Source organism: Streptomyces sp. NRRL S-1022, from assembly GCF_000720135.1.
GTDB lineage: Bacteria > Actinomycetota > Actinomycetes > Streptomycetales > Streptomycetaceae > Streptomyces.
This window is the reverse complement of record NZ_JOIU01000001.1, coordinates 151,170-176,033: the sequence shown is the minus strand read 5'-3', so window position 1 is coordinate 176,033 and position 24,864 is coordinate 151,170. Positions and strand designations below refer to the sequence as shown.

Annotated in this window: 17 protein-coding genes and 2 pseudogenes; 15 read left to right on the top strand and 4 right to left on the bottom strand. The window is 69.6% G+C overall.

Translation table 11 applies throughout. The features are described from left to right. Positions 1-143 precede the first annotated feature (143 nt). From IG05_RS0100780 to IG05_RS0100770, 3 genes and pseudogenes are all read left to right on the top strand, one after another. On the top strand, positions 144-2,705 hold the full coding sequence (locus IG05_RS0100780; RefSeq protein ID WP_030338321.1) for a glycoside hydrolase family 32 protein: 2,562 nt from the start codon (positions 144-146) through the stop codon (positions 2,703-2,705). Between the two features lie 34 nt (positions 2,706-2,739). Beyond that, on the top strand, positions 2,740-3,033 hold the full coding sequence (locus IG05_RS0100775) for a putative quinol monooxygenase (protein ID WP_030338319.1): 294 nt from the start codon (positions 2,740-2,742) through the stop codon (positions 3,031-3,033). A gap of 303 nt (positions 3,034-3,336) precedes the next feature. Further along, positions 3,337-3,594 (top strand): annotated as a pseudogene (locus IG05_RS0100770) (VOC family protein); the annotation flags it as partial. A gap of 58 nt (positions 3,595-3,652) precedes the next feature. On the opposite strand, the gene IG05_RS0100765 reads toward IG05_RS0100770, so the two are convergent. Continuing rightward, positions 3,653-4,765, bottom strand: a complete 1,113-nt coding sequence (locus tag IG05_RS0100765) for an MFS transporter (protein ID WP_234335699.1) — start codon at positions 4,763-4,765, stop codon at positions 3,653-3,655. A gap of 394 nt (positions 4,766-5,159) precedes the next feature. Here IG05_RS0100765 and IG05_RS0100760 point away from each other — a divergent pair, with 394 nt between their 5' ends. Then, positions 5,160-5,996, top strand: coding sequence for a helix-turn-helix domain-containing protein (locus tag IG05_RS0100760; RefSeq protein WP_420707548.1), 837 nt, complete (start codon positions 5,160-5,162; stop codon positions 5,994-5,996). Between the two features lie 587 nt (positions 5,997-6,583). Further along, positions 6,584-7,429 (top strand): annotated as a pseudogene (locus tag IG05_RS44265) (IS5 family transposase). A 16-nt stretch (positions 7,430-7,445) separates the two neighbouring features. Here IG05_RS44265 and IG05_RS0100745 read toward each other — a convergent pair. Both IG05_RS0100745 and IG05_RS0100740 read right to left on the bottom strand, forming a co-directional pair. Next, the gene (locus tag IG05_RS0100745) at positions 7,446-7,958 is read right to left on the bottom strand and encodes a hypothetical protein (protein ID WP_030338310.1); all 513 of its coding nucleotides are present in this window, start codon (positions 7,956-7,958) and stop codon (positions 7,446-7,448) included. A gap of 286 nt (positions 7,959-8,244) precedes the next feature. Continuing rightward, the gene (locus tag IG05_RS0100740) at positions 8,245-8,955 is read right to left on the bottom strand and encodes an HAD family hydrolase (RefSeq protein WP_030338308.1); all 711 of its coding nucleotides are present in this window, start codon (positions 8,953-8,955) and stop codon (positions 8,245-8,247) included. 391 nt (positions 8,956-9,346) lie between these two features. Between IG05_RS0100740 and IG05_RS0100735 the strand changes: the two genes are divergently transcribed. The 6 genes from IG05_RS0100735 to IG05_RS48195 all read left to right on the top strand — a co-directional run bounded on the left by IG05_RS0100735 (position 9,347) and on the right by IG05_RS48195 (position 17,041). Next, positions 9,347-9,955 (top strand): ScbR family autoregulator-binding transcription factor, encoded by a 609-nt coding sequence (locus tag IG05_RS0100735; protein WP_030338306.1) that lies wholly within the window; start codon positions 9,347-9,349, stop codon positions 9,953-9,955. A 454-nt stretch (positions 9,956-10,409) separates the two neighbouring features. Continuing rightward, a complete protein-coding gene (locus tag IG05_RS48795; RefSeq protein WP_037812568.1) occupies positions 10,410-10,673 on the top strand; it encodes a hypothetical protein in 264 nt (87 codons plus the stop codon). Between the two features lie 311 nt (positions 10,674-10,984). Next, the gene (locus tag IG05_RS41695) at positions 10,985-12,205 is read left to right on the top strand and encodes a site-specific integrase (RefSeq protein ID WP_199808218.1); all 1,221 of its coding nucleotides are present in this window, start codon (positions 10,985-10,987) and stop codon (positions 12,203-12,205) included. A gap of 110 nt (positions 12,206-12,315) precedes the next feature. Next, entirely contained in the window at positions 12,316-13,140 is an 825-nt protein-coding gene (locus IG05_RS0100720; RefSeq protein ID WP_158838684.1) for a hypothetical protein, read from the top strand. Beyond that, the gene (locus tag IG05_RS0100715) at positions 13,065-14,153 is read left to right on the top strand and encodes a hypothetical protein (RefSeq protein ID WP_158838682.1); all 1,089 of its coding nucleotides are present in this window, start codon (positions 13,065-13,067) and stop codon (positions 14,151-14,153) included. Before IG05_RS0100720 ends, IG05_RS0100715 begins: the two co-directional genes overlap by 76 nt. Continuing rightward, positions 14,150-17,041, top strand: coding sequence for a hypothetical protein (locus IG05_RS48195; protein ID WP_051789348.1), 2,892 nt, complete (start codon positions 14,150-14,152; stop codon positions 17,039-17,041). Before IG05_RS0100715 ends, IG05_RS48195 begins: the two co-directional genes overlap by 4 nt. Before the next feature lie 42 nt (positions 17,042-17,083). Here IG05_RS48195 and IG05_RS0100700 read toward each other — a convergent pair whose 3' ends face one another. Next, on the bottom strand, positions 17,084-21,142 hold the full coding sequence (locus IG05_RS0100700) for a hypothetical protein (protein WP_234335698.1): 4,059 nt from the start codon (positions 21,140-21,142) through the stop codon (positions 17,084-17,086). Between the two features lie 74 nt (positions 21,143-21,216). Between IG05_RS0100700 and IG05_RS47525 the strand changes: the two genes are divergently transcribed. The 4 genes from IG05_RS47525 to IG05_RS43525 all read left to right on the top strand — a co-directional run bounded on the left by IG05_RS47525 (position 21,217) and on the right by IG05_RS43525 (position 24,388). Further along, positions 21,217-21,669: a hypothetical protein gene (locus tag IG05_RS47525; protein ID WP_158838680.1), complete on the top strand. Its 453-nt coding sequence runs from the start codon at positions 21,217-21,219 to the stop codon at positions 21,667-21,669. A gap of 372 nt (positions 21,670-22,041) precedes the next feature. Further along, positions 22,042-22,602: a SigE family RNA polymerase sigma factor gene (locus tag IG05_RS0100685; protein WP_037812620.1), complete on the top strand. Its 561-nt coding sequence runs from the start codon at positions 22,042-22,044 to the stop codon at positions 22,600-22,602. Positions 22,603-22,679: 77 nt separating this feature from the next. Then, positions 22,680-23,084, top strand: a complete 405-nt coding sequence (locus IG05_RS0100680) for an effector-associated constant component EACC1 (RefSeq protein ID WP_158838678.1) — start codon at positions 22,680-22,682, stop codon at positions 23,082-23,084. Beyond that, on the top strand, positions 23,081-24,388 hold the full coding sequence (locus IG05_RS43525; protein WP_078893772.1) for a caspase family protein: 1,308 nt from the start codon (positions 23,081-23,083) through the stop codon (positions 24,386-24,388). The genes IG05_RS0100680 and IG05_RS43525 overlap by 4 nt, the downstream gene beginning before the upstream one ends. Positions 24,389-24,864: the final 476 nt, after the last annotated feature.

Below are 24,864 nucleotides of genomic sequence, written 5' to 3'. Positions count from 1 at the left end.
TGTCATCGATGACACAAGTCAACGATGACACTTCCTTGTCGGGCGCCGTGGACGTCGGCGCCCGGCGGGGCGTCAACTTCCGGCTGGTTCCGCGCCGGGGCCGCAGGCTCCGCTGCGCGGACAGCCGCAGCAAAGGAGACACCATGAGCTCTGGACGGATATCCCGGCGTGCCCGCACACGGATGATCGCGGCGGTGGCAACCGTCTGCGCCCTGTCCGCGGCCCCGCTCGCCCCCCAGGCCCTGGCCGCCGACACCCGGCCGTACTCCGAAACCTACCGGCCCCAGTTCCACTTCACCCCGCAGAAGAACTGGATGAACGATCCGAACGGTCTGGTGTACTACCAGGGCGAATACCACCTGTTCTACCAGTACAACCCCAACGGCAACTCCTGGGGCGACATGTCCTGGGGACACGCGGTGAGCAAGGACCTCGTGCACTGGAAGGAGCTGCCGCTCTCCCTGTCGCACGACGACCAGGAGATGGTGTTCTCCGGCAGCGCGGTCGTCGACTGGAACAACACCACCGGGTTCGGCACGAAGAAGAACCCGCCCATGGTGGCGATCTACACCAGCGCCTACAGGAACGGCGGCAAGCAGGCCCAGTCGCTCGCTTACAGCACCAACCGCGGCCGCACCTGGACCAAGTACCAGGGCAATCCCGTACTCGACATCGGCTCCGGCGAGTTCCGCGACCCCAAGGTCCAGTGGTACGCACCCACGAAGAGCTGGCTGATGACCGTGTCGCTGTCCACCGAGCACAAGGTGCGGTTCTACTCGTCCAAGAACCTCAAGGACTGGGACCTGCTCAGCGAGTTCGGCCCGGCCGGCGCGACCGGCGGCGTGTGGGAGTGCCCCGACCTGTTCCCCCTCGCGGTCGACGGAGACCCGCACCACATCAAGTGGGTCCTCGTCGTCAACATCAACCCCGGCGGCATCGCAGGCGGTTCGGCCGCCCAGTACTTCATCGGCGACTTCGACGGCACGACGTTCACCGCCGAGGACAAGGGCTCCTACACCCCGCCCACCGGGAAAGTCGTGCAGGACTTCGAGGACACCGGCTTCGGGACGTGGACGGCCACCGGCACCGCGTTCGGCGACGGACCGTCGGCCGGGGCACTGGCCGGGCAGGGCACCATCGACGGCTTCGACGGCAAGGGCCTCGCCAACAGCTTCCACTCGGGTGACAGCGCCACGGGCACCCTCACCTCCCCCGCATTCACCGTCGACAGCCCCTACCTGAACTTCAAAGTCGGCGGCGGACGCCACCCACACGAGCCGGGAGCCGTCCTGGAGCAGGGTCCGCCGCCCGCAGGCACGGTCCTCGCCGACTTCGAAGGCGGCAGCTACGGCGACTGGACGAAGACCGGAGACGCCTTCGGCGCCGCACCCGCCACCGGCACCCTCCCCGGCCAGCAGGAAGTCTCCGGATTCCGGGGCAGCGGCCTGGTCAACACCTTCCTGAACGGCGACTCCACCACCGGCGCGCTCACCTCACCCGAATTCACCCTCGACAAGAAGCACATCAACTTCCTCATCGGCGGCGGCCATCACCCCACCAGCGCCGCCGAACCCACCGCCGTAGAACTCCTCGTCGACGGCCACGCCGTGCGCAGCGCCACCGGAGGGGACGCCGAGGCCCTCAACTGGGCTTCCTGGGACGTCAGCGATCTCGTCGGCAAGAAGGCGCAGATCAGGATCGTCGACGAGAACACCGGCGGCTGGGGTCACATCAACGTCGACCACATCATGCTGTCCGACACCGAGGCCCAGCCGGTCTCCCAGGAGACGTCCGTCAACCTGATCGTCGACGGCCAGGTCGTGCGCAGCGCCACCGGCTCCAACAGCGAGACCCTCGACTGGGCTTCCTTCGACCTGCGCCCCTACGCCGGCAAGAAGGCCCAGATCCGAATCGTCGACAGGAGCACCGCCGGCTGGGGTCACATCCTGGCCGACCAGTTCACCGCCGCCGACAAGCCCGCCACGTCCGCCCTGCAGCGCGCCGACTGGGCCGACTACGGCAGGGACTACTACGCGGCGGTGTCCTGGGAGAACGCGCCCGGCGGCAAGCGTTACATGATCGGCTGGATGAACAACTGGGACTACGGCGGCGCCATCCCCACCTCCCCCTGGCGGGGCGCACAGAGCACCCCCCGGGAGATGGCCCTGCGCACCGTCGACGGCCGCATCCGCCTGACCAGCAGGCCGGTGAACAGCCTCAAGTCCCTGCGGCGGGAGCCCCCGGCGACCGCGGCCGGCATCACCGTCACGAGCACCACCAAGCCCCTGGCCGGCCCCGCGGCCAAGGGCAAGGCACTCGACATCGAGGCCACCTTCTCCCTCAAGGACGCCGAACGCTTCGGCCTGAAGGTGCGCACCGGCGCCGCGGGCGAGGAGACACTCATCGGCTACGACACCAGGACGCAGGAGCTGTACGTCGACCGCACCCGCTCCGGCGCCGTGGACTTCAACAGCTCCTTCCCCGGCGTCCAGCGAGCCCCCCTAGAGGCGAAGGACGGCAAGGTGAAGCTGCGGATCCTTCTCGACTGGTCGTCCGTCGAGGTGTTCGGTGGCAGCGGCGAAGCAGTGATCACCGACCAGATCTTCCCCGACCCCGCCAGTCAGGGAGTGCAGATCTTCGCCGAGAACGGCTCGGTGAAGCTGGAGCGAGCCCGTATCTGGCACCTCGGCTCCTACCGCGACTGACCCTCACACGGACCCGACCGAAGGACATCACACCGTGAACAAGACCCTGCTCGCCGAGTTCACCGCACGCGAGGGAGCGCAGGACGAGGTCGCCGGCCTCATCCGGAACTACGCCGAGAAGGTGCGCGAGGAAGACGGCAACCTGGCCTTCGACGTCTACACCAAGGCGTCCAACCCGCGCGCCTACTGGATCTTCGAGGCGTACCGGGACGAGGACGCCTTCCAGGCCCACCTGAAGGCTCCCTACGGCGGCCCCTTCAATGCCGCCCTCGCCCCGCTGATCGAGGAGGACGCCTCGGTGCTGACCTTCCTCGATCCGCTGGGCTGACCGTGGTCCGGCCCGCCTCACGAGCCTGCTGTCCCACGGTCTTGCGGGCGAATGCGTGCCGTGGGCCAGTGGTGCGGAAGCCTCGTTCGTACCGTCCGGGCGTGATCGTCGAGCAGCCTCTCCGACCTGCGGCGGAGCGCGCGTCCGGCATGGACCGCGTCGGATGCGCACCGCCGCGCCCGTCCTTCGTCCCCTGTCCACAGCTCCCCGCTCTTGCGCGCCGTGGTTGAGGCCGGGTGGTGACGGCGGGGGCCGGCTGGTCGCTCATCGTGGCCTCCGCAGGGCGCGGGGCGGGGAACTGACGATCCAACGGTATCCCCGGACCTGCTGGGCTGGGACCGCTTGAGCGCGGTCCGCCCCGACGTTGAGGTTCGGGTGCGGGAACGGACAGCCGCTATGGACCTGAGCATCGAGGTCGAGGACGTGGACGCCGTGTACGCGGCGATGACAGAACGCGGCGCCGAGACCGTGCACCCGCTGAGCGACGACGAGTGGGGGGTGCGCCGCTTCTTCGTCCGCGACCCGAACGGCCGCGCGGTCAACGTCCTCAGCCACCTCTGAGCCCTCCCGCCGCAGCGCGGCTGCCGGTCCATTCCTTGCCACCCGCCCGAGCCGTCCCTCAAGGACAGCGTGCCCGGCCCACAGCCGCGACCACCGTCACGGGCACAGTCAAGAACGCCGCCGACCAGAACAGGGAACGGTAGTCGTGCGCCTGAGCGGTGGAGGCCGCCAGCGCGGTGGCCGCGGCGCTGCCCGCGTAAAGCGCGAGGCCGAACAGGGCCACTCCCGTCGCGCGGGCCGCCGGGCACAGGTCCGTCGCCCACGACTGGACCGTGGAGTGCATGAAGGACCAGCCGCCCCCCAGGAGCAGGGCGACCACGACGAGCACCCCGGTGGACCGGCTGCAGCCGGCGAACAGGTACGCAAGGGCCATCTGCACCCCGCCGGCCACAATCAGGCCTGTCGGGGACCACCGTCCGACGAGCCGCTTGACCACCTGCGCCGCCGCCATGGAACCGACCCCGTACAGGGCCGCGACCGCGCCGGCCAGGGTGGCAGAAGCCCCGTGCGCCTCCAGCGCCGGGGCCAGGTAGGTCAGAAAGCCCAGCAGCACCGCCCCCTCCAGCAGCGCCACCGCCATGACGTACCACTGCCACCGTGCGGACAGGACCACGCGGAACGGCGCCATCAGGCGGCCTGAGCGGGCCCGTTCGGGCTCGGGCAGACGGCGCAGTGCCACCGCCAGGCAGGCGGCGGGGACGCCAGGCAGCGCGAACACCAGCCGCCACGTAAACCAGTGCGCCAGCGCTCCGGCGACCACCGTGGCCATGGCGGTGCCCAGCGCGAACGCGGTCATCAGCGCGCTGAGGGAGCGCTGCCGTGTCGCGGTGGGTACCGTGTCGCCCACGTACGTTAGCGAGGCGGCGATGGAGGCGGCGAAGAACGCGCCGGCCAGGGCGCGGGCCACGATCAGCACGGGGGTGTCGGGAGCGAGGGCCGAGGCCACGGCGGCGAGCGACGCGCCGGTCAGCGACACCCTCATCACCCTCACGCGGCCCCAGTGGTCGCTGGCCACCCCCCACACCGGCTGCATCAGCCCGTAGGCGAGGTAGTAGCCGCTCGCCACCCACACCACGGTGGGAAGCGGGGTTCCGAGCCGCCGGCCGATGAGCACCAGCATGGGTGCGACGCAAAAGCGGTCGAAGTTGCTGACGAATCCGGCGGTGCCCAACAGCCGAAGGGAGGACGCGGGCAAGGTTGCCGCAGGTGCTGGCACGGTGGTGACCACGAGGTGGGCGCCCCTTCCGAGAGGGTCCGACGAGGACGAGTGACAGGGGAACCGGTCCCGGGCGGACGCGGTCCCCCACCAGTTCAACAGCGGGCCCTGCGGGGTGAAGACCGCTGGCTATTACCATCAGGCACAGCCTGCCGGTCCGGCATCGCGCCTGGTGACGGCAGCATCAGGAGAGAGCGCCCGCGTTCGGGCGGACGCTCGCTGTCCCAAGGAGGGGCACGATGACGCGCGTCCGGCTATCGCCTCCGGACCCCTGCACCCCGCCCCCCGCGGACCGCGGTTCCCCGCCGGCCGGGGCCGGCCGCCGCTGCGGTGGCCGGCGCGCCGGCCGGTGAGCGCCGTGCCCACGCACCCGGCCGGGTCCTCCCGCCGCGAGCTGGGGGCTTTCCTGCGGTCCCGCCGTGAACGGCTCACGCCGGGGAATGTGGGCCTGCCGCATGCCCCGGGCCGCCGGACGCCCGGGCTGCGGCGGGCCGAGGTGGCGGAACTCGCCGGCATCAGCGTCTCCTGGTACACGTGGCTGGAGCAGGGCCGGGTGCGCACCTCGGAGCAGGTGCTGCGCGCGGTGTCGCGCGTGCTGCGGCTGGACGCCGCCGAAACCGCGCACGTCCTGTCGTTCGTACAAGATGACGGGCCACCCGCCGACGCCCCCACCTGGGTATCACCCAACCTGCTCAGCCTGGTGCAGGCCATGACACCGCACCCGGCCGTGGTCCTCGACCCCCACTGGGACCTGCTGGCGTGGAACGCCGGGTACGCCGCGCTACTGACCGACCCGGCGCGGCTGCACCCCAGGCAGCGCAACCTCCTCTGGCTGGTGTTCCGCTGGCCGCCGGCGCGCACCCTGCTCGTCGACTGGGAAAACGAGGCCCGTGCCCTGCTCGGCCAGTTCCGGTCACGGGCCGCTCGCCGGCCGGACGATCCGCGGTTCGCCGAACTCACCGACGAGCTGCTGTCGGACGGTGACGCGGCCCGCTGGTACGAGCGCCGGGAGACAGCCGGGTTCCAGCCCTCGGTCCGTCGCTTCCGGCACCCGGCCGTGGGCGAACTGCGCCTCAGGTACGTGAAGCTGGCCGCCGTGGACGAACCCGGCCACCACTTCCTGGCCTACCTGCCCGACGACGGGGACTCCGAGGACGCCCTGGACCGCCTACGGTCGGGCGAGTGAGTACCGGGCACCGGTAGACGGTGCGGTGCGGGGTGTGGCGGGCGATGATGTCGCCGTCGGGGATCGTGGTGACGGTCCAGGTATCGCCGTTCTTGACGAAGTCGCGGCCGCCGCGCACGAGCGTGCGGCGCCGGTTGAGACGGGTGACGATCACGTCGCCCACGTGCGCATGCTGCCCGGCGCGCAGCGCGGCTGCATGGCTGGTGTCGACGGTGCCGGCCTGGATGTGCCAGGCCTGAGCGCGCGTGTTGAGGGCGGTCACGGTCGCCGTGTCGGCGGCCGTCATGACCCTGTGTGCCCTAGGGTCGATTGGGTAAATCGTTGCGCGTCCATTTGGGAGAAGTGCTGCTCGGACGGCGCCGATCGGGGCTCCGGCACCCGGGCCGCCCCCGGCTGCACCGGTGGGGCGGCCTCGGCGAACCACTCCAGCACCGCCAGCCGCCGGTCGCGCCCTGCAGAAGATGCCGCGCGAGCGCCACCGCGCTCTCGACCACCACCGGATCGACCACGTCCACCACCGACGCCGGGCCCCGGCCTAGGGTCCGTCTTCAAAGTGGATCATCTGATGAGAGATCATGTCGTGTGTGGTGCGTCGGCATGAGCTTTCGGATGCGCAGTGGGAAGTGCTGTCCCGGCTCCTCCCGCCTGCTGGTTTTGGGCGGCCCCGGATGGATGACCGGGTGGTGTTGAACGGGATCGTGTGGAAGCTGCGGACCGGGTCGGCCTGGCGGGACGTGCCGGAGCGCTACGGGCTCGTGGCAGACGCTGCACACGCGCTTCCGCAGGTGGGCCCTGGACGGGACGTTCGGTCGCATGCTGCGGGCGGTCCAGGCGGAGAAGGACGCGGTTGGCGACATCGACTGGCTGGTGTCGGTCGACTCCACGATCGTGCGGGCCCACCGACACGCCGCGGGGGGCAAAAGGGGACTGGTGATCGGGACGAAGCGGGTGATCAGGCCCTCGGCCGATCCCGTGGTGGACTGAGCTCCAAAATCCACCTCGCCTGCGACGGACGCGGTCGCCCACTCGGATTCGTTCTCACTGGCGGCAACACCAACAACTGCACTCGGTTCGAGCAGGTCATGACCGAGATCCACGTCCCTCGCACCGGTCCCGGCCGTCCCCGCACCACACCGGACCACGTGATCGCCGACAAGGGGTACAGCTCTCGCAAGATCCGCACCTACCTGCGCAGACGCGGCATCCGCCACACGATCCCCGAACGCAGGGACCACGCCGCCGGCCGCCGACGGCGTGGACCCGCCGGCGGCCGACCGCCCGGCTTCGATAAGGCCGTCTACCGCCTCCGCAACGTCGTCGAACGCTGCTTCGACCGCCTCAAGCAATGGCGCGGCCTGGCCGCCCGCTACGACAAGACCCGCGAGTCCTTCCAGGCCGCCGTCACCATCGCCTCAATCCTGCTCTGGATCTGAACTATGAAGACGATCTCTAGTCCCGGATCCCCAGGTCTTCCCTCATCAGTGTCCGCATCGCTACCAGCCGGGGCTCCGCCTGCTTTATCTCGACGAGTAGGTGCTCTGCACTCTCGCCGTCACGCGCGAGGCCGCGGTCAATGCGCTTGGCCGCCGCGTCGACCTCAGCGAGCACCTTGTTGAGTTCTCGCGAGGCCTCCATAATCCGCAAGGGGACGATCATTTGGGCTGCCGCGTAGCGGTCGCGGTACTCCCTGCGGGAATCCTCAAGACGGGTGCGATCCTCCTCGGCATAGACGCCGTCACGGATGCGGTGCAGGGCGTCCTTGAGAAGCGTGTGGAATTGCTCGGAGGCACGGTTCATGGCCGTGTATGCCTCTCGCCGCTCCTCAAAGGACCTTCTCCGGTCGGCGATTTCGGCCTCGGCGGCGCGTTCGCGGGCGTTGAAGCGTTGCGGGAGAACCGAGCCGAGAAGCGCTCCACCGAGGCCCGCCGCCGCAGTGATCGCGGTCGCTATCGCGTCTGACATGCCCGGATCCTATCGACATCCGCACTGACGCGGCTCCGTCGAGCCGTTAGCGGCAGGGATGGGGGGTTGCGGTGTGTGCTACCCGGTATCCACTTTGAAGACGGGCCCTAGCCCTCGGCGCCGATGCCGCGGCAGCAGCCCAAATCGCCGCAAGCCCTCCAACTGGTCTGCCATCAACACCAGCCCGCGCGCAGCGAGCTCCCCACGCGCACCGCGGGCACTACGCCGACCCGGCCGCACGAGGCTGCCGCCGACCGCCTGCCGCAGCCCGTCCTCGGTGGCGGATCTAGAACTCCGGTCCCGGCTCCGGAGCGGCGCACGAACGGGCCCAGTCGAGCAGTTCGGGGGAGTGCAGCCCCGGTAACCACAGGTCTGCGAGTGTGGCGCCGTCGCGTTGCGGCCGGGGGCCGACGCCCAGTACCCGCAGTCCGGCGCGGCGGGCCGCTTCCACACCGGTCAGTGAGTCCTCGACGGCCAGCGCGCTGCACGGGCGCACACCACAGAGCCGGGCCGCCACGGCGTAGACGTCCGGATGCGGCTTGGGGCGGACGCCGTCCCCGCTGTCCGGGACGACGATGTGCCGGAAGTAGGGGCGCAGTCCGGCCCGTTGCAGACTGCCTTCGACCACTACTCTCGGGCAGTTGCTGGCCACGGCCAGCGGCAGCCGGGCGGCGAGCAGCCGGACGAGCTGGACCGCGCCCGGCATGGTCACCGGGTCTTCGGCGACGAGGGCCACGAAGTGGTCGAGCAGCGCGCCCGTCAGGGCTTCCGCCAGTTCGGGCTTGCGCACCGAACGTGCCATCAGCCGGCCGCAGTCCTCGTAGTGCAGCCCCGCAGCCTGCTCCGGGAATCCGGGTGGTGCCTGGAGACCGTACTCCCGGAATGCCTGGTTCCGGGCTTCCTGCCAGTGGCGTTCGCTGTCCATCAGGGTGCCGTCGCAGTCGAAGACGACGGCCTGGGGTGACCAGTCGAACAGGTCTTGCGCCGTAGTGGTCACAGGTCCTCCTGCGTGTCCGCGAATCCAGGGAAAGCGCATTGTTCTGCTGAGGACGAAAAGATAATGACGACTACGTTATTCATCTCGCGGCAAATCGGGCAATAACCCTATTCAGTGACTCGACGGCGCCGGGGGTCAGGTGCATGACGTGCAGCGGCGACAACGGCGGTGGCGTGCGAAGGCAGTCAACACCCCTTCTTGAGCGGCAAGTTGACGCCCATGTGCGGGCCAGTCGGCAGCGGGTTCGGCGCATCCAATACCACTCGACCGCGTGTCCTGTCGAAAGAACTCCGCAATTACCACACGAGTGTGATCTCGTTTTGCTCCGGGCGTACGCTGGCGCATTAAATTCGTTGGCCGGCGGAACCATCGAGCAGGGGCGGACGGGACGTTGCAGGAACGGGCGAAGGCAACCCGCAGGTCATTACTGGAAGGGGCTGCCCGGCTCTTCGCCGAACAGGGCTACGCGGCCACCAGCATCAATGACATAAGCGCCGGGTCAGGCCGTACCAGCGGCGCCATCTACTTCCACTACGCGAGCAAGGAGGGCCTCGCCGTGGCCGTGGTCGAGGACCGGTTCGCCACCTGGTCACAGCTCGCCCAGCGCTACGCCGACGAGACGGTCCCCCCGATCGAGCGTCTCGTCGCCATCAGTTACGACATCGCCCACGCACTCGTCGAGGACCCGGTGACGCGCGCCGGCGCGCGCCTGTGGGCCGAGCGCGCCACCATCAACGCTCACCTGCCCCATCCCTTCGCACTGTGGACCGCCGCCGCCACAAGACTGCTCGCGCAGGCCCGGCTCGCGGGCCATGTGAGCACACAGGTTCGTCCCGCTCGCGCGGCCAGAACCCTGGTGTGCGCCTTCTACGGCCTCTGCTCCCTCACCGAGGCGCTCGACGGCGCGGCCACCGTCACCGACCGCCTGACCGACTGGTGGCGGCTGACCCTGCCCTCCCTTCGACCGCCCGGGCACGAGGATGCGTCCGCGAATCGGTGACACGCGCGGTCCCCCCCTGGCGTGATCCTTGCGGTGCGGTACTGGCATGCCGTGTGCGGGCCGGGATCGCGAGTGACGTCTTCGGCGTGCTCCGGGCCGGCCTCGCTCCACGTCGCGTCCGGAACGCCGGGGAGGGTCGGCCGCTCATGGCAGCCACCTTCCGGTGGACCCGGCACACCGGCCTGATCCCGGCCTCGGACGCGTCGTCAAACCAGTGGTCCCGGGCCGCCGTGGAGGTGAGGGACGCCGACGCCATCCGGGCTGCGATGCCCACCCCACCGATATCCGGCGGCCGACCGGATGGCCGACGCACCCGGCACGCCGAACCCGACCGCCTACGGCGCGCGGGCGACCGTGACGGCGTTCGTGGTGCGCCGGTTCGTCGACCACGGCCTCCTGGTCGACCTCAGCGCGAACCCGGACGGGACTCTGCAACCACCCCGACCAGGCCGCGGTGTCCGCCGCCGCGAGGACCTGGCGGACCTCGTCGCCGCCGACACCCCGCTCGGACCCGAGCAAACCGCCGCCCACCTCCGGGTGCGCCCTGCCGACTGCGACCACATGGTCCCGCTCGGCCGGGTCCGCTCCCCCGCAGTCGATCGAGGTCCGCTTCGGCACCAGCCGGGCCGGAGCCGTCGACGTCGCGCTCTACACCACGGCATCCGTCGACGCGGCGCCCGCCGGACACCCCGAGGTCGACTGGGCGCAGCTGCGTTAGGACAAGGATCTCTGGCTGTCTCATGTGCCATCTGAGGCGACACCTGGAGGGCGGGAAGACCGTTAGGTTCCCTGACCTCTTGTTGTCTCAGAGGGAGTTGGGGTGGATCACTTCTTTGTGTCTCACAGCAAGGTGCGTCGGTTCTACGAGGCGCCGCCGGGAGTCGATCTCGATGCGGTGGCGTACGTACAGCGGCCTGGGGCGGTGAAGGAGGGCACGCCCTTCTTCCTTGGTCTCGGAATGCGTCCGGCCGAGCCGTTTTGCTCGTTCTTCCTGGAGCTGTCGAAGTCGCTCAAGGCGACGCCTTGGACTTGGCCGACTTCCTGGGTCAACTCCCTCTGGCAACCGATCTGTTGTCGGCCACGGAAGACGATCTGGTGGCTTACCGGGAGGACTGCACCGAGCACCGTGAGGCGCCGGACAAGCCGGCCACATGGCGAAAGCGCAGGTCGCTGATCAACAACTTCTACGACTGGGCCGTCGATGCGAGGTTACTCGATCAGCGGCCGTACTTTCGCCGCAGCAACGGGCGGGACGTGCTGGCCTGGGGCGCCACGACCGAGCTGGACGTGCGCCACCTGACTTTCCGGCAGTGGCAGTTCCTCAAGCAGGTGGGCCTGCGCGGCTGTCTCCCCGACGGCCTGGTCGATCCCGCCTTCCGGGGCCGGTCCCCGCTGCGCAACAGCGCGGCTGGCGAACTGGCGATCACGACGGGGATGCGGCTGCGCGAGTTCAGCTGCCTGCTCGACATCGAGGTCGGCGCGGCGCGTCGGGACGCCTCCCCGGCTGAGGTGATGCTGCAGGCGATCGCCAAGTTCGGGCTGCCGCGGGTGGTGGCCGTCCAGCACGCGACGCTGCGAGAGATCGATCTGTATCGCCGCACTGAGCGGGCCACGATGGTGCGGTCCTCGGTGAACGCCCTGTACCGGCGCCGGCATGAGCTGTTCGTCGTCGACGATGTCGACCTGCGGCAGATGAAGCTGCGGGGCACCCTGCACGGGCGGCGCCGGATCTTCCGCGTCGAGGCGATGCCCGCTGAGATCCGCCGGGTTGCCGTCATAGAGGGCGACCTCGGCCTGGAGCCGATGGCCCTGTTCGTCGGCCGCGGCGGACGGATGCTGTCCAAGCAGCGCTGGGAACAGATCTTTGGCGAGGCCCACCTGCGGAGTCTGCGGATCAGTGACGAGCAGGAGGCCGACGTGGTGATGCCGTCACGGCTGCGGATCCACGACACGCGCCACACCTTCGCGATCTACATGCTGCAGATGCTGACGCAGCTGGTCCTGCGGGAGGAGTCCGAGCGGCTGGCCGCCGGCGGGCAGGGGGCCTACCTCGCCGATCATCTCTCGCGGAATCCGCTGCTCATTCTGCAGCGGTTGTTGGGACACCGGCGTCCAAGCTCCACGCTTCGGTATCTCACCTACATCCGTACCACGAACCTGCTGGTCAGCCAGGCGATCGCGGAGTGGAACGACCGGGACAAGACCTACGCCGACTACGCGGCCGTGCTGGTCGGGGCGGGGGCGGTCTGATGGCTCGCCGGGGAGAACGCAAGGTCCGGGTCCGCGCCGAGGTCCCGCCGCCGAGGCCCGCTTTGGACCACACCGGGATCCGGGTTGTCACCTCGCAGCACCGGGGCCGGGTGAAGCGCCACAGCATCAATCCCGCGGACTACCGGTGCTCGGTGCTGGCGGCACAGCTCGCGGACGAGTGGGTGAAGATCACTCGTGCCCTGGGGATCGGCGACGGCGGCGTCAACTATGGCGGGGCTGTCAGGAAGTTCGCCGCCTTCACGGACGAGTGCGTCCGGGCACGCGGCCTGGATCCGGCCGATGTCCGGCTGGACCGTGACGAGATCGACCTCGTCGAGGTGATCTATGCCTGGGAGGAGGCCCTGCGCCGGGAGTTTCCGCAGTCCAAGCAGCCCTACACGCTGGTCAAGGCCCTGCTGGCCATGATTGAACAACGGGCCGCGTCCGGGGCCAGGGTCTGCGAGAACCTGAAGGCCCGTACCCAGGCGCCCACGGCCTTCCGTGCTCCGCGGGGCAAGCCGCTGGACGAGTTCACCAACGCCGAGCGGATCGCCCTGCGGGATGCGGCCCGCGGACAAGTACGGGCGACGGAGGCCCGGCTCCACCGCGGCCGCGATCTCCTGGCCGACGGGATGGACCCCCGCGACGGCGGCTGGCGGAGTCTGCCCAACCTGCTCTGGGCCGCCCGCGCCGGAATGATCAACTCGAAGGTTCTGAAGAGGGAACTTCCCTCTGAGCCCAAGTGGTGGCCGCCGGAGATCCGCGGCCTGCTGCCCGCCTGGAGGAACGACGGCAAGACCCGGCGCCCGGCGTCCGGGCCCTGGTCCGGGCCCTGGGACAGACCCTGTTCGCCGATGAGATGGACCTGCACGCCTTTCGGATCCTGCTCCTTCTGGGCATGTCCGACACGACCCCGGAGGAACTCCACGACCTGAAGGTCCCTGACATCGAGTTCACCGACGGCGGGGTGCGACTGGTCCAGCAGAAGAACCGGGCCGGCCGGATCCGGGCCGACCTTCACCTCGAACAGACCTCACGACGGAGTGAGGTGGATCCGTACTTCGCCGGGGGGGGCGCCTGGGACGTTCCCGGCCTGCTGCGACGTCTGCTGGCGGTCACCGCCCCGGCCCGGGATGCCTTCCCGAGCGAGCCGTGGCTGTTCCTGGCGGTGGATTACCGCAAGGACACCGGCGGGCTCGGCGCCGCATGCGCCGAGTTCACCCACGACCAGCGCCGGTTCACGCACTGGATCGCTCTCCAACAAGACCGCGAGGGGCGAGCGCTGGCCATCTCCCGGCCGCACGATGTGAGGCGCCTGCGCAAGACGGCCAAGGTGGTCCGTGCGGTCGTCCTGGGCGGCTCGCTCAGTGACCTGGCTGGCGACGACCACCACGTCGAGATCTACCGCGGCCACTACGCCCACGGCACGACCGCGCACGTCCTGGCGGGACAGGCCATCAACCGGTCCCAGCAGTGGGTGTTCCAACGCGTCGCGCAAAAACCGGTGCTCGTCGATGCCGCCGCCGAGCCCCAGTTGGAGGAACGGGAGGTCGCCGAGGCGCTGGGGCTGACCTCGACGGAGGCGAAGGCGATCCGCACGGGCGAGCTGGACATGGGGCTCACACACTGCCGCGACCCCTACGACTCTCCCCACCGAAGTGACGGCAAGGTATGCCATGTTGCGCCGGCGATGTGCATGCTCTGCCGCAACGCGGTGATCTTCACGTCCCAGCTGCCGCGGCTGGTGATGCTGTCCGATCACATCGAGCGGATGCGGGCCGCGCTTCCTCCGCCCCAGTGGCAGGCCGTCTGGGGCCGCCAGGCAGCCGCCCTGCAGGAAGTCTTCACCGAATGCGCCGACCTGCTGCCCGCGGCCCGTCAGCAGGCCCTTGACCTGGGTCTTCGTCTTGACCTGCCGCTGGGCCAGCGAACGGAGTTCGACCGATGACACCCCAGCCGGCGCTCCGAGCCACCGTATCGGCCCGCTTCCGCGACGACGAGCCGGTCTTCGGCCCCGGTTACCGGCTCGTCGCAGGCATTGTCGTCCCACGCTTCGGCGACACCGGCTTCTGGTCCGGCGACTGTCTCGGCCGCCCCGCCAACCAGCCTCCCACCCGATACAAGATCCATTTCGCGCCGGAGGACCCGCTGATCACCCTGCAACTGCGGGAGATCGCGTTTGCCCAGTTCAACCCCACTCACCGAGTCCTGCGGCAGGCGGCCATCTACCGTTCGGCCGAGCCAGTGGCCTTCCCGACAGTCAAAATGTGCTGCCAGAAGCTGCGGGTGATCTTGCGGTGGGGACGACGGCAGGGCCTTCCGGCGGACCCGGGCCGCTGGGCTGCGGCAGACTGGCAGTCCTTCCTGGACGAACTGGCCGCGACGGTCGGCGACACGACGGTGGCCAACCACGTGGGCGCCGTCCGTACCCTGCGGGAACTCGCCGCAGTCGTCACCGGCGTCACACCGTTCGACGACCCATGGGACGAACGCTCCGCCGCCGAGATCGGACGGCAGGCCGTGCTCAACGCCACCACGGACGACGCCGTGCTGGCCACCCCGACCATCCCACCGCAGACCTGGTGGCCCCTGATCCGCGCCGCCTGGACGTACGTCCACACCTTCGCCCCCGACATCCTGCGATGGAAAGAGCACTTCGAGCACCTGGCCGTGGGCCTCGGCCATGGGGCGCCACCTCGCCGGCACGTCGCCCAGACCGCCGACGACACCGATGCCCAGATCGCCGCCTGGCTGGCCGACCCAGGCAACCGCGTGCCGGTTCACGCCGTCAACCGGCACGGCACCAAGGCAGGCGATCCCATCTGGACGGTTCTCAGCGAGCTGATCACCGCAGGACAGCAGGACAGCATCTTTGCAACCCACAGCCGCTCGCCACGCGCACGCGCCCTGGCCCGCCGGGCGGCCGTCCTCGCCGTGGTCGCCCAGGGCCGTACACAGGCGGTCCGAGGAAAAGTCGCTGCAGCCGTCATGAATGCTCCCCGCCATGTCCGCGCCAGCACTCGCCCGTCCGCGACCATGATCGACGAGGAGCTCCGGCGGTGGCTGGCCAACCGGGACAACCGCGTTCCCATCCGGTCGGCCGACGACGGCGTCGGCCGGGCGGGAACGGTGATCTGGAGCACCCTCGCTCGCCTGATCTGGGGCATCCCGACCGGCGATCGCTTCACCTCGCATGCGGAGTCGGGACGGGCCCGGCGCCAGCTGGTCGCGGAGGCGGTATCCGCCGGGCAGACCGTGGTGATGGCAGCCAACCGCTACTGGTCGATCCCCCAGCCCTGCCCCAACGCCGCCCGCATCACCGGCAAGGTCGGCACGACACGTCCCTGGCGCACGCACATCACTCAGGTAGAACTGACTGTCGAGCTGCGCATGCTCAGGGCAGCCTGCTACGTCTTCGTCACTGCGACGAGTCTCATGCGCGACTCGGAAGTACAGGAGATCCAGCGCGACGCCGTGACCACCTACTACGGGTCCCCGGCCATCAGATCTCACAAGATCAAGCACGATCCGGAACGGCCTGAGTCGTTCTGGTGGATCATCGAGCCGGTCGCCGAGGCCATCGCCGTCGCGGAACAACTGTCATGGCACCCCACCCACCTGTTCGCCAGCCTCAAGCCGCCCCGCGGCAAGAAGAACCGCGGCGATCGCGGCATCATCGCCGCCGAAGACATTGACTACTTCATCAAGCACGTCAACGCCAGCGTCGACGCCTACGGACTGGAGACCATCCCCGACGCGCACGTCCGCTCGCACATGTTCCGGCGAACGATGTCGGTGATCACCGGGCGCGAGCCGGGCTCCGAAGTCGCCCTCGGCCTCCAGCTGAAACACGCTGCCCGCCGGGCACTGGCCAACTGCACCACGCAGGGCTACGCGCAGATGGACACCACGTGGGCCAAGGAGTTCGACCAGCAACTCGAGTACGCCGCCGCACTCCGGTTGGTCGACCTGCTCAGGGCCCGCCGGACAGGCGAGAAAGTCGCGGTCGGGCCCGGCGCCGACCGACTGCACGCCGGCCTGGACCAGGTCATCTCGACCATAGAAGACGACCCCGTCCTACGGGCGCAGATCGCCGATGAACAGGCCGAGGCGGCCCTGCTCGCCACCCAGTTCGCCAACCTCCACCTGGGAACCATCAACCACTGCATGTTCGACGCCCCGCAGGCCGAGTGTCAGAACGAGCTGCCCGCCGATCAGCGCGGAACAGCCCCGCTGATCGGGGCCTGCCAACCCGACCGCTGCCGCAACTCCGTGATCACCCGACGACACGCTCCGATCTGGATCGCCGAGGATGACGACCTCACAGCCAGAGCCCAGGACCCCACCCTGTCATCACCCGGCCGCGAAGCCGTCCTGATCCGTCTCGCCGACGTCCAGCGCATCACCCGCGCGCTTCGACAAAGAAGGAGTCACTCCCTGATGCCGGTGTCCGCCAAGACCGCCACCAAACTCCGCGAGGCCATGGACCGCCTTCTGGCCGGCGAGCCCCTGCACACCGACGGCGCCCTCACCAAGGAGAACCTCGCCCGAGAAGCCCAGGTCAGCCACGCCACCGTCCACCGCGCCCACGACATCCTCGCCGAGTGGAACGCCAAGGTCGCCCGCCCCGTCCTCCGCACCCCCGGCGAGGTCGCCCGGGACGAGACGATCACCGAGCTCCGCAAACAGCTTCGCGAAGCGAGAGCCACGATCACGCAGCTCAACGGCAAACTCGACGCCCTCGCGACAGTGACCTCGAACCTCTACCACGAAAACCTGGCCCTGAAGAAGCGCGACAGCGACCGAAGACTCGCACCTCTCCCCTCCGCCGAGTGAGCACTTTCAGGTGAGCGCAGGGGGCAACGGGTTTACCGGCATTCAACGGCAGGGACTCTGGTAGGGCAGGGTCCCCACATGACGTCGCCATTGGTCGCGGGTGAGGGCATGCCCGGTGACCGCACAGATGCGGTGGATGTTCTGCTCGGCGTCCAGCGCCCACAGCCGGGTGCCGTCCTGGGCGCCGCTTGCGAGGGACTGGCCGCCGGGTGCGAAGACGAGGTTGTCGATCTCGGCCGTGTGTCCCACGAGCGGGTCCCCGACGGCCTTGGCATGTGCCGGGTCGGTCGTGTCGTACAGCTTGATCAGGCCGTCGACAGTGCCCACCGCCAGCCTTTGCCCGTCGCTGTCGAACGCGAGGCCGGTGACGGAGGCGCCAGCGTCGAGCGGCGTACCCAGCTTGGTGGGCCGGGCGGGGTCAGCGGTGTTCCAGAGGCTCACGGTGCCATCTGCGCTGCCGATGGCCATAGTGTCGCCGTGGGGTGCGAAGGCCAGGACGTCACCGACGAAGGACCGGCCGCGCCGACGCGGATGCCTGGGGTTGCTCGTGTCCCACAGCAGGATGCGCCGGTCGTCATCGACGACCGCGAGTTCATGGCCGTCCGAGTCGCGGGCGAGTGGACCGGCGCCAGCGTTCTTCTCCAGTACGACGGCCCGTCCCGTCTCCCGGGGATACCGGGGGTCGCCGAGGTCCCAGGTACGGATGCGGACACCGTTGTCCGGGAGCCGGACCTCGCTGGGTATACGCCCGTCCCCGTCCCCGATGCCCGGTCCCGCAGGTTGCGAGCGGTCACTCATCTCCTCATAGGTGATCAGTTCGCGCCCGTCCGGGGAGAAGGCCGCCAAGACCACTGCGTTGTCACGGCTGGCGGTGAGATGCCCGAGAGTGTGGGGCCGTGCCGGGTCGGTCACGTCGTAGAGCCGGACCCCGCCGTCAGATGCAGTGACGGCGAGCAGGTGTCGGTGCGGGGCGAATTGCGCGGCGGTGCCCGGGGCAAGCGTGCCCGGCAGCAGACGGGGGACTCCGGGGTCGGCAACGTCCCACAGCCGCACGGGCTCGCCGTCGGTGCAGGCCGTCGCCATGGTCCGCCCGTCCGGGGAGAATCCGGTCGTGCTCGAGGTTGCGCAACCGAGCAGCACGCCCGGCGGCAGGCTCCAGATCCGCAGTGCCCCGCCGGCGGCGATCAGACTGCGTCCGTCGGGAGCGAACAGCGTGGTGATCCCCGTCGGCGAGCGTTGCCCAAGCGCTCTCCCCAGCGGCGCGCTCAGGCCGGCGTCGATGTTCCAGAGCTGGATGCCATTCCCTCCGCTGACCGCGACGACCCGGCCGTCGGGACTGTAGGACGCCGCCCCTGCTTCCGTGCCGTCGGACGTGCCGAGCACGATGTCGGAGGAGGTGGGCCGGTCCGGTCTGCTGACGTCCCACAGCGGCACTTGGTCGGCCTCGCTGCCGTTCGTGGCGAGATACCGCCCGTCGGGGCTGAACACCAGGATGGTCTCCTTGTCCGAGCGGGTGCGCAGCAGCCCGAGGGCAGCCGGGCGCGTCCGGTGCGAGGTGTCCCAGAGGCGTACTGTGCCGTTGCCTGAGTCGGCCGTGGCCATGACCTTCCGGCTGGGGCTGAAAGCCACCACGTTTCCGGGCAGGGATGCAGCCAGGCGTTGCGGTTTCCGGGGGTCGGTGACATCCCACAGGGCGGTGCTGTCGGTACCGACCGCGAGCAGGTGACCGTCGTTTCCGAAGGCCAGCTCCATCCAGTTGGTGTCACCGGATGTGGGAATACTGCCAAGCGGCGCGGGGTCCGCCGGGTCTGCGATGTTCCACAGCTGGACGCCGGAATAAATCCCGATGGCCAGCACGTGCCCGTCGGGGGTCATGGCCACGTCGCTGCCCGGCAGGGTCCGTCCGACGCGTCTGGGGTGCGTGAAGTGGGTGGTGTCCCATAGCCGCACGTTCCCGTCGTCCCCGACCGCGGCCAGGGTGTGCCGGTGTGTGTCGTGTGCCAGCCGCGGGGTGCCCTCGGACACGGCGCCTGGGCCAGGTGTTGCCCGGTCCTGCTCAGGCACGTCCTTGAACAGCGCGGAGTTCGCCGCCTGTACCAGGCTCGTGTAGGTGCGCGCGCTGTCGCGCATCCGGTACGACGTCACATCCAGCAGGGCCGCTAGCGCCACGTCCTGTGTCTGGGCGGGCACGTCGGTCCCCCGTAACTGGTCCGCTTCCGCCGCGATCTGCCGGGCCACCGCCGTGGTCCGCTCGGCGTTCGCCGCCGCCCGCTGTTTCAGGGCCACGCCTGCGGCCGCGAGGGCGACGAGGAGTAGTGCGCTCAGAGCGGCCACGAGCGTGCGCAGGCGCCGTGTGGTGCGGGCAGTGGCCCGGCGTTCTCCAGCCCGGGCATCGAGGCTGGCGGTGAGGAACTTGGCCTCGGCGGTGTTCAGGGCGCGGCGCCGACCGGGATCGGCGAACGCTTCCTCTGCGGCGGCCAGCATGGTTCCCCGGTACAGCGCGCCTGGGTCTTGGTTGAGGTTGTACCAGGTTCGTGCGGCTTCGGTGAGCTGGCGGTGCAGGCGCAGGCGGTCGCGCGCTTCGTTGATCCAGGCTTGCAGTCGGGGCCATGCGGCGATGAGGGCCTCGTGGGCGAGGTTGACGGTGTCGTGCTCGAGGGTGAGCAGGCGGGCGCGGGCCAGGTGTTCGAGGACGGTGGCTGTGTCGCTGGGGTCGCCGAAGTCGAGTTCTGTGCGAGGGGCGGGCCGGCGCGTGTCGGGGGTTCCCTCGCCGGGGGTGATGAGGCGGAGCAGGATACGGCGGGCGAGGTCGGCCTGGGACGGGGTCAGATGCGTGTAGACGTTCTCGGCGGTGCGGGCGATGGCGCCGCTGAGACCTCCGGCCGCGTCGTAGGCCTCAGCGGTGAGGACTCGGCCCTTGCGGCGCCGCCAGGTCTCCAGCAGGGCGTGGGACATCAGCGGCAGGGCGCCAGGTTCGCCCTCCACCTCCTCGACGATGCGCGTGGTCAGGGTGCGTTCGACGATCAGCCCGGCGGTCTGGGCGGGTTTGACGATGGCCTCGCGCAACTCGTCACGGCTCATCGGGCCGGCCAACACGGTGGCCTCCTGCAGCGCGGCCGTCAGCCGCGGGTGCTGGGCACACCGACCGAGGAAGTCGGCGCGCACGGCGATGACCACGCGCAGCCGGCTGGCCGGGTTGGTGGCCGTCAGGAGCTGGTCGATGAACTGGTCGCGCTCCTCCAGGTCGTGGCAGAGGGTGTAGAGCTCTTCGAACTGGTCCACGATCAGCCACGTGTCCCCGTCGCCGTCCTTCGGGGTCAGTCGCTGCTCGTGGGTGCGCAGGGGGTGCTCGCCGGGGGTGAGGACGCGTAGCGCGGCTGGCTGTGGGTTGGCCTGGTCCGGGGTGCGGAGGCGGGGGATGAGGCCAGCGCGCAGTAGAGAGGACTTGCCGCTGCCCGACGGGCCGAACACCGCGGTGAACCGACGGACACGGGTCAGCTCGACCAGGCGGTCGGTGAGCCTATCGCGGCCGAAGAACAGATCGGCGTCGCCCGGCTCGAACCGGGCCAGACCCCGGTACGGAGGCTCGGCATCCTCATCCTCGGTTCGGGGCTCCGCTGCTACTTCAGCGGCCGCCTGCCGCCAACGCTCCTCCCACTCCTCCGGATCGCCGCCGCACGCCCCGACGTAGGCCAGCGCGACGGGCAGGGTCGGCAGCCGCTCACCGCTGGCGGCTTGCGACAGGGTGCTTGTCCCCTGACCCGCGCGCTGCGCCATCACCCGGTAGGTCGGGCTTCCGGCTTCCGCACGGAGTTTGCGTAACTCGGCCGCGAACCGTGCCACCGGCCCGGTGCTGGGATCGAGTGGACTCTCCGGACGTCCCGCCATCGACAGCTCACCCCTCCAGCCGACCGCTTCCCCCGTGGACGCGGCGCAAGGCCGGACAAGGTACGCAACCCCCTGGCAGGAGCGCAATCCGAAAGCGTCTGCTTTGGCCACCGCCGCAACGCCATGGCCGTGACCTGCAGCGAGTCCATTGTTCAGGGCGGCAGAACCGGCTGCCCATTCAATTCCCGACCCGCTGAACTCGATGTCAGACACCGGTCGCGCCACCACCACACGCGGTGCAGCGGGCCGGTCTTCACACCTCCACTCATTCGAAAGGAACGCTCATCATGAACACACGCAGGCGCTCCGCCCTCGCCATCGCCTCCGTCATGTGCGCGGCGGCAGTGGCCTCGGGGTCGGCCCTCACGGCCCCGGCGGCCACCGCAGCGACCGGCACACCCACGGACACCGTCTCGGCCCAGACCAGTTGGACGAAGGTGTGGCAGTCCACCATCGGCCGGGATTACATGCAGTCGCATCACAAGTGGGTCTCCCAGGGCTACCGCGCGCCCAACGGAACACGGGAGGCCCGAGGTGTCTTCAGCTGCACGGGCGACGCCGACGCCGAGGTCAAGCTGACGGTCTGGAACCTGGACACGGGTGCAAAGAAGAGCAAGACCGGCTGGTGCGACGGCGACAGGCACCACACGCCTGTTGTGGCTTACCAGAACGGTGAGACCCTCAAGCTCATCCTCAAGGGCGTGAAGACCACCGTGGTTGAGGCGTGGGCGGGCCGGTAGAAAGGCCGTAAGGGCCGCGGCCCAACCCGTGGTGGGGTCTGTGATCAGACCGACCACAGACCCCACCACTACGCGCAGGCGGCACCGCATGAGCGGGTCAGACACCGATTCCTGAGGTGCGAGGCCGTGCATGTCAGCAGCGGCCGACGACCCAACGCCCCTCAAGCAAGCACAACCCCAGCCCTGCGTCCGGAACACAACGGTATGAACCCGCTCTCGGCCAGGCCACGCGCGGGCGGCACTCGCAGCGGGGCATCCAAGCCGACGCACCGAGCCCACGATGCCGTCCATGTACAGGAGGCGGGCAGCAACGGCAGGTGCAAGAAGCCGACCGCTCACCTCCACGTTCGGAAGGGAACACCACACGTGATTGTGCGCGAGCGCCCTGGCGAGGTGCTGGAATTCGAGGAGTACGTCCGTACGAGGCACGATGCTCTGCTGCGCAGCGCGCGCCGCCTGGTCGGCGACCCGCTCGAAGCCCAGGATCTGCTGCAGACCGCGTTGTTACGCATGTACGGCCGGTGGGACCTCATAGCGGACAAGCAGCTCGCCGACGGCTACCTGCGCCGCGTCATGATCAACACTCGTACTGAGTGGTGGCGGGCCCGTAAACTTCAGGAACTCCCCACCTCACAGCTGCCGGACGCGAGTGTTGAGGACTCCGCCGAACAGCACGCCGACCGCGGGCTGCTGATGGACATCATGCGAGTGCTGGCGCCGCAGCAGCGCAGCGTCGTGGTGCTGCGGTACTGGGAGCAGATGTCCACCGACGAGACGGCCGCCGCCCTCGGCATGGCTCCCGGCACAGTCAAGAGCACTCTGCACCGTGCGCTTACTCGGCTCCGTCAGGAGTGGCAGCGCCGCGACCCCGACTCCGCTTCGGCGTCAGCCGCCGTCCGTGGATGCCCACCGGCCAGCCGCCGGGCACGCTGATGCAGGGGCCGCACCGCAGCGCCAACGGATGCGAGGCGGCTGGGGTGTTCAGCCGCCGCTGTTGGCACCATGGTCCCATGGAGAAATGCGAGGACAGCCGAACGCCGTCTACACGCTGCACTTTGAGGGTGCAGGTTTCGGCTGAGCCGGGTGTGGAGGCAGAGACGCATCTGGTGTCGCTGCGGGATTGGCTGGCTGCGGAAGAGGCGCTGCGCGGCCGGGTGGAGCTGCTGGCCCGGACGCCGCAGCCGGGGCAGATGGGGGCCGCGCTGGACGTGCTGGCGGTGGCGCTGGGCTCCGGCGGAGCGGGAGCGGTGCTGGCCCGGTCCGTGTCGACGTGGCTGGTGCAACGCCGTGCGGACGTCACCGTGCACGTTAGCCGCGGCGATGGGCGGGAGGTCACCGTGGAGGTCCGCCGGACCAGCGATGCGCAGGCGGTGATCGGTGCGGTCGGGCGCCTGCTGGAGGGCGGGGAGGAGTGAGGCAGAGCGCGCCGCGTTTCCCTGACGGTGCCGCTTCCCGGGCGGTCCTCATCGGGTGCAGCGATTTCACCGACATTGATCTGCCCGCGATTCCCGCCGTGGGCGCCAACCTCGCGGACCTTCGCTCCGCGCTCACCGATCAGACGAACGGCGTTCTGCCGCCGGAACACTGCCGGGTGCTGGCCGATCCGGCCGATCACCGCAGCGTCGGTATGGCACTCGCCCAAGCGGCACGCGAGGCGGAGGACCTGCTGCTCGTCTACTACGCCGGACACGGGCTCCTGGACGAGGACGGGCTGCTCCATCTTGCGCTGTCCTCCACGGATCCCGGTCACGTCGGCTTCACCGGTGTCCCGGCCGACCTGGTCAAGCGCTACCTCGGCCGGGCCCGTGCACGTCTGCGGGTCCTGGTGCTGGACTGCTGCTTCTCCGGCCGCGCAGTGGCTGCCATGACCGAATCGGGCAGCCTGCTGTCGGCGCAACTCGACGTGAGCGGCACCTACACCCTCACCTCCACCACGGCCACCGCCCCCTCCCACGCACCGCCCGGTCAACGTCACACCGCCTTCACCGCCGCCCTGCTGGATGCGTTGAGCCAGCCCGAGCCGCTCACTCTGGATGCCGTCCACCAGCACGTCGACAGCGTGATGCACGGGATGGGGCTGCCGCGGCCGCAGCGGCGCTCCGTCAACGCCGCCGGGGAAGTCGCCCTCGTCCGCGGCCCCTTCCAGCCGCACGCAGGGCCGCCGACCGGCAGCGAGGGAGAGATCCGTTTCCGTGAGCCGCCGTCCGACCCGCCAACCAGACGCAACACCATCAAGGGTGTCCTGCTGATTACTGTCAGCATTGCGGTGATGACGCTGTTCGGTGGATGGCGCGCGACCCTGATCGTCGCTGCCGCTATAGCGCTCTTCGTCGGTCCGGTCCTCCTTGTGAATCTCCGCCGAAGAGGTGTCCACTACGACCTCGTCGTCGACGGGGACGGATTACGGACCGAGCACGGCACGCGTACGGCTCACGTGCCGTGGCCGCACATCGAGTGCGTGGGGGTACTGCGCAGGGCGCCGGGGACGGTAGCGATCCCCAACGTGCTCATCGTGCGGCTCAAGGCCGACGCTCCGCGGCCGCCAGGGTTCCACAAGAAGCTCAACCAACGTCTCCCGGACCGGCACTACGTCATCGCGGGAATGCTGGGTACCTACGGCGCCGACCCCTTGCGCCTGCGCTCGGCGATCGAACACTTCGCCGGCGGCATCTACCGCACCGACCAACAGCTACTGGAGATGGACCCACGGCTGCGCTAAACACGGCCTCGGTGCTGGTGGGCTTGCTCCATCGTCAGCTGCGGCAACGCTTGTCGGCGCTTCATGAGACAGCTGCGTACAAGATCCCCACTGTCAGCGCGATGCAGCGACAGCCGGTCCGTTGAGACAGCCCCTGCCCTGAGACACCCGAACTGTTCCTAACGTCCGCGCGGTGGAGAAAGGCCGGCGCTCGCCGCTCGCTTCCCTGCGCCCGGCACCCGCGCCCACACCCGCCAGGGATGCCTGGTTGACGTGAACCTGCAAACCGCTCTACCGTCCCGGGAAGCACGCGCCCTTGCTCCGGCATCTCCGACCGTTCCGCCGTGCGCCGAACACACCACGATCCGCCGTCTCGTGTCGACACTCGGCTGACGGTCCTCGGACAACGTTGTCAGGGCCTCGGCACAGCCCCGTTCCGAACGCCGCCCGCCGGTCCGAGGAGGACCAGGTGGACACGAGCACAAGGAGCAACGACG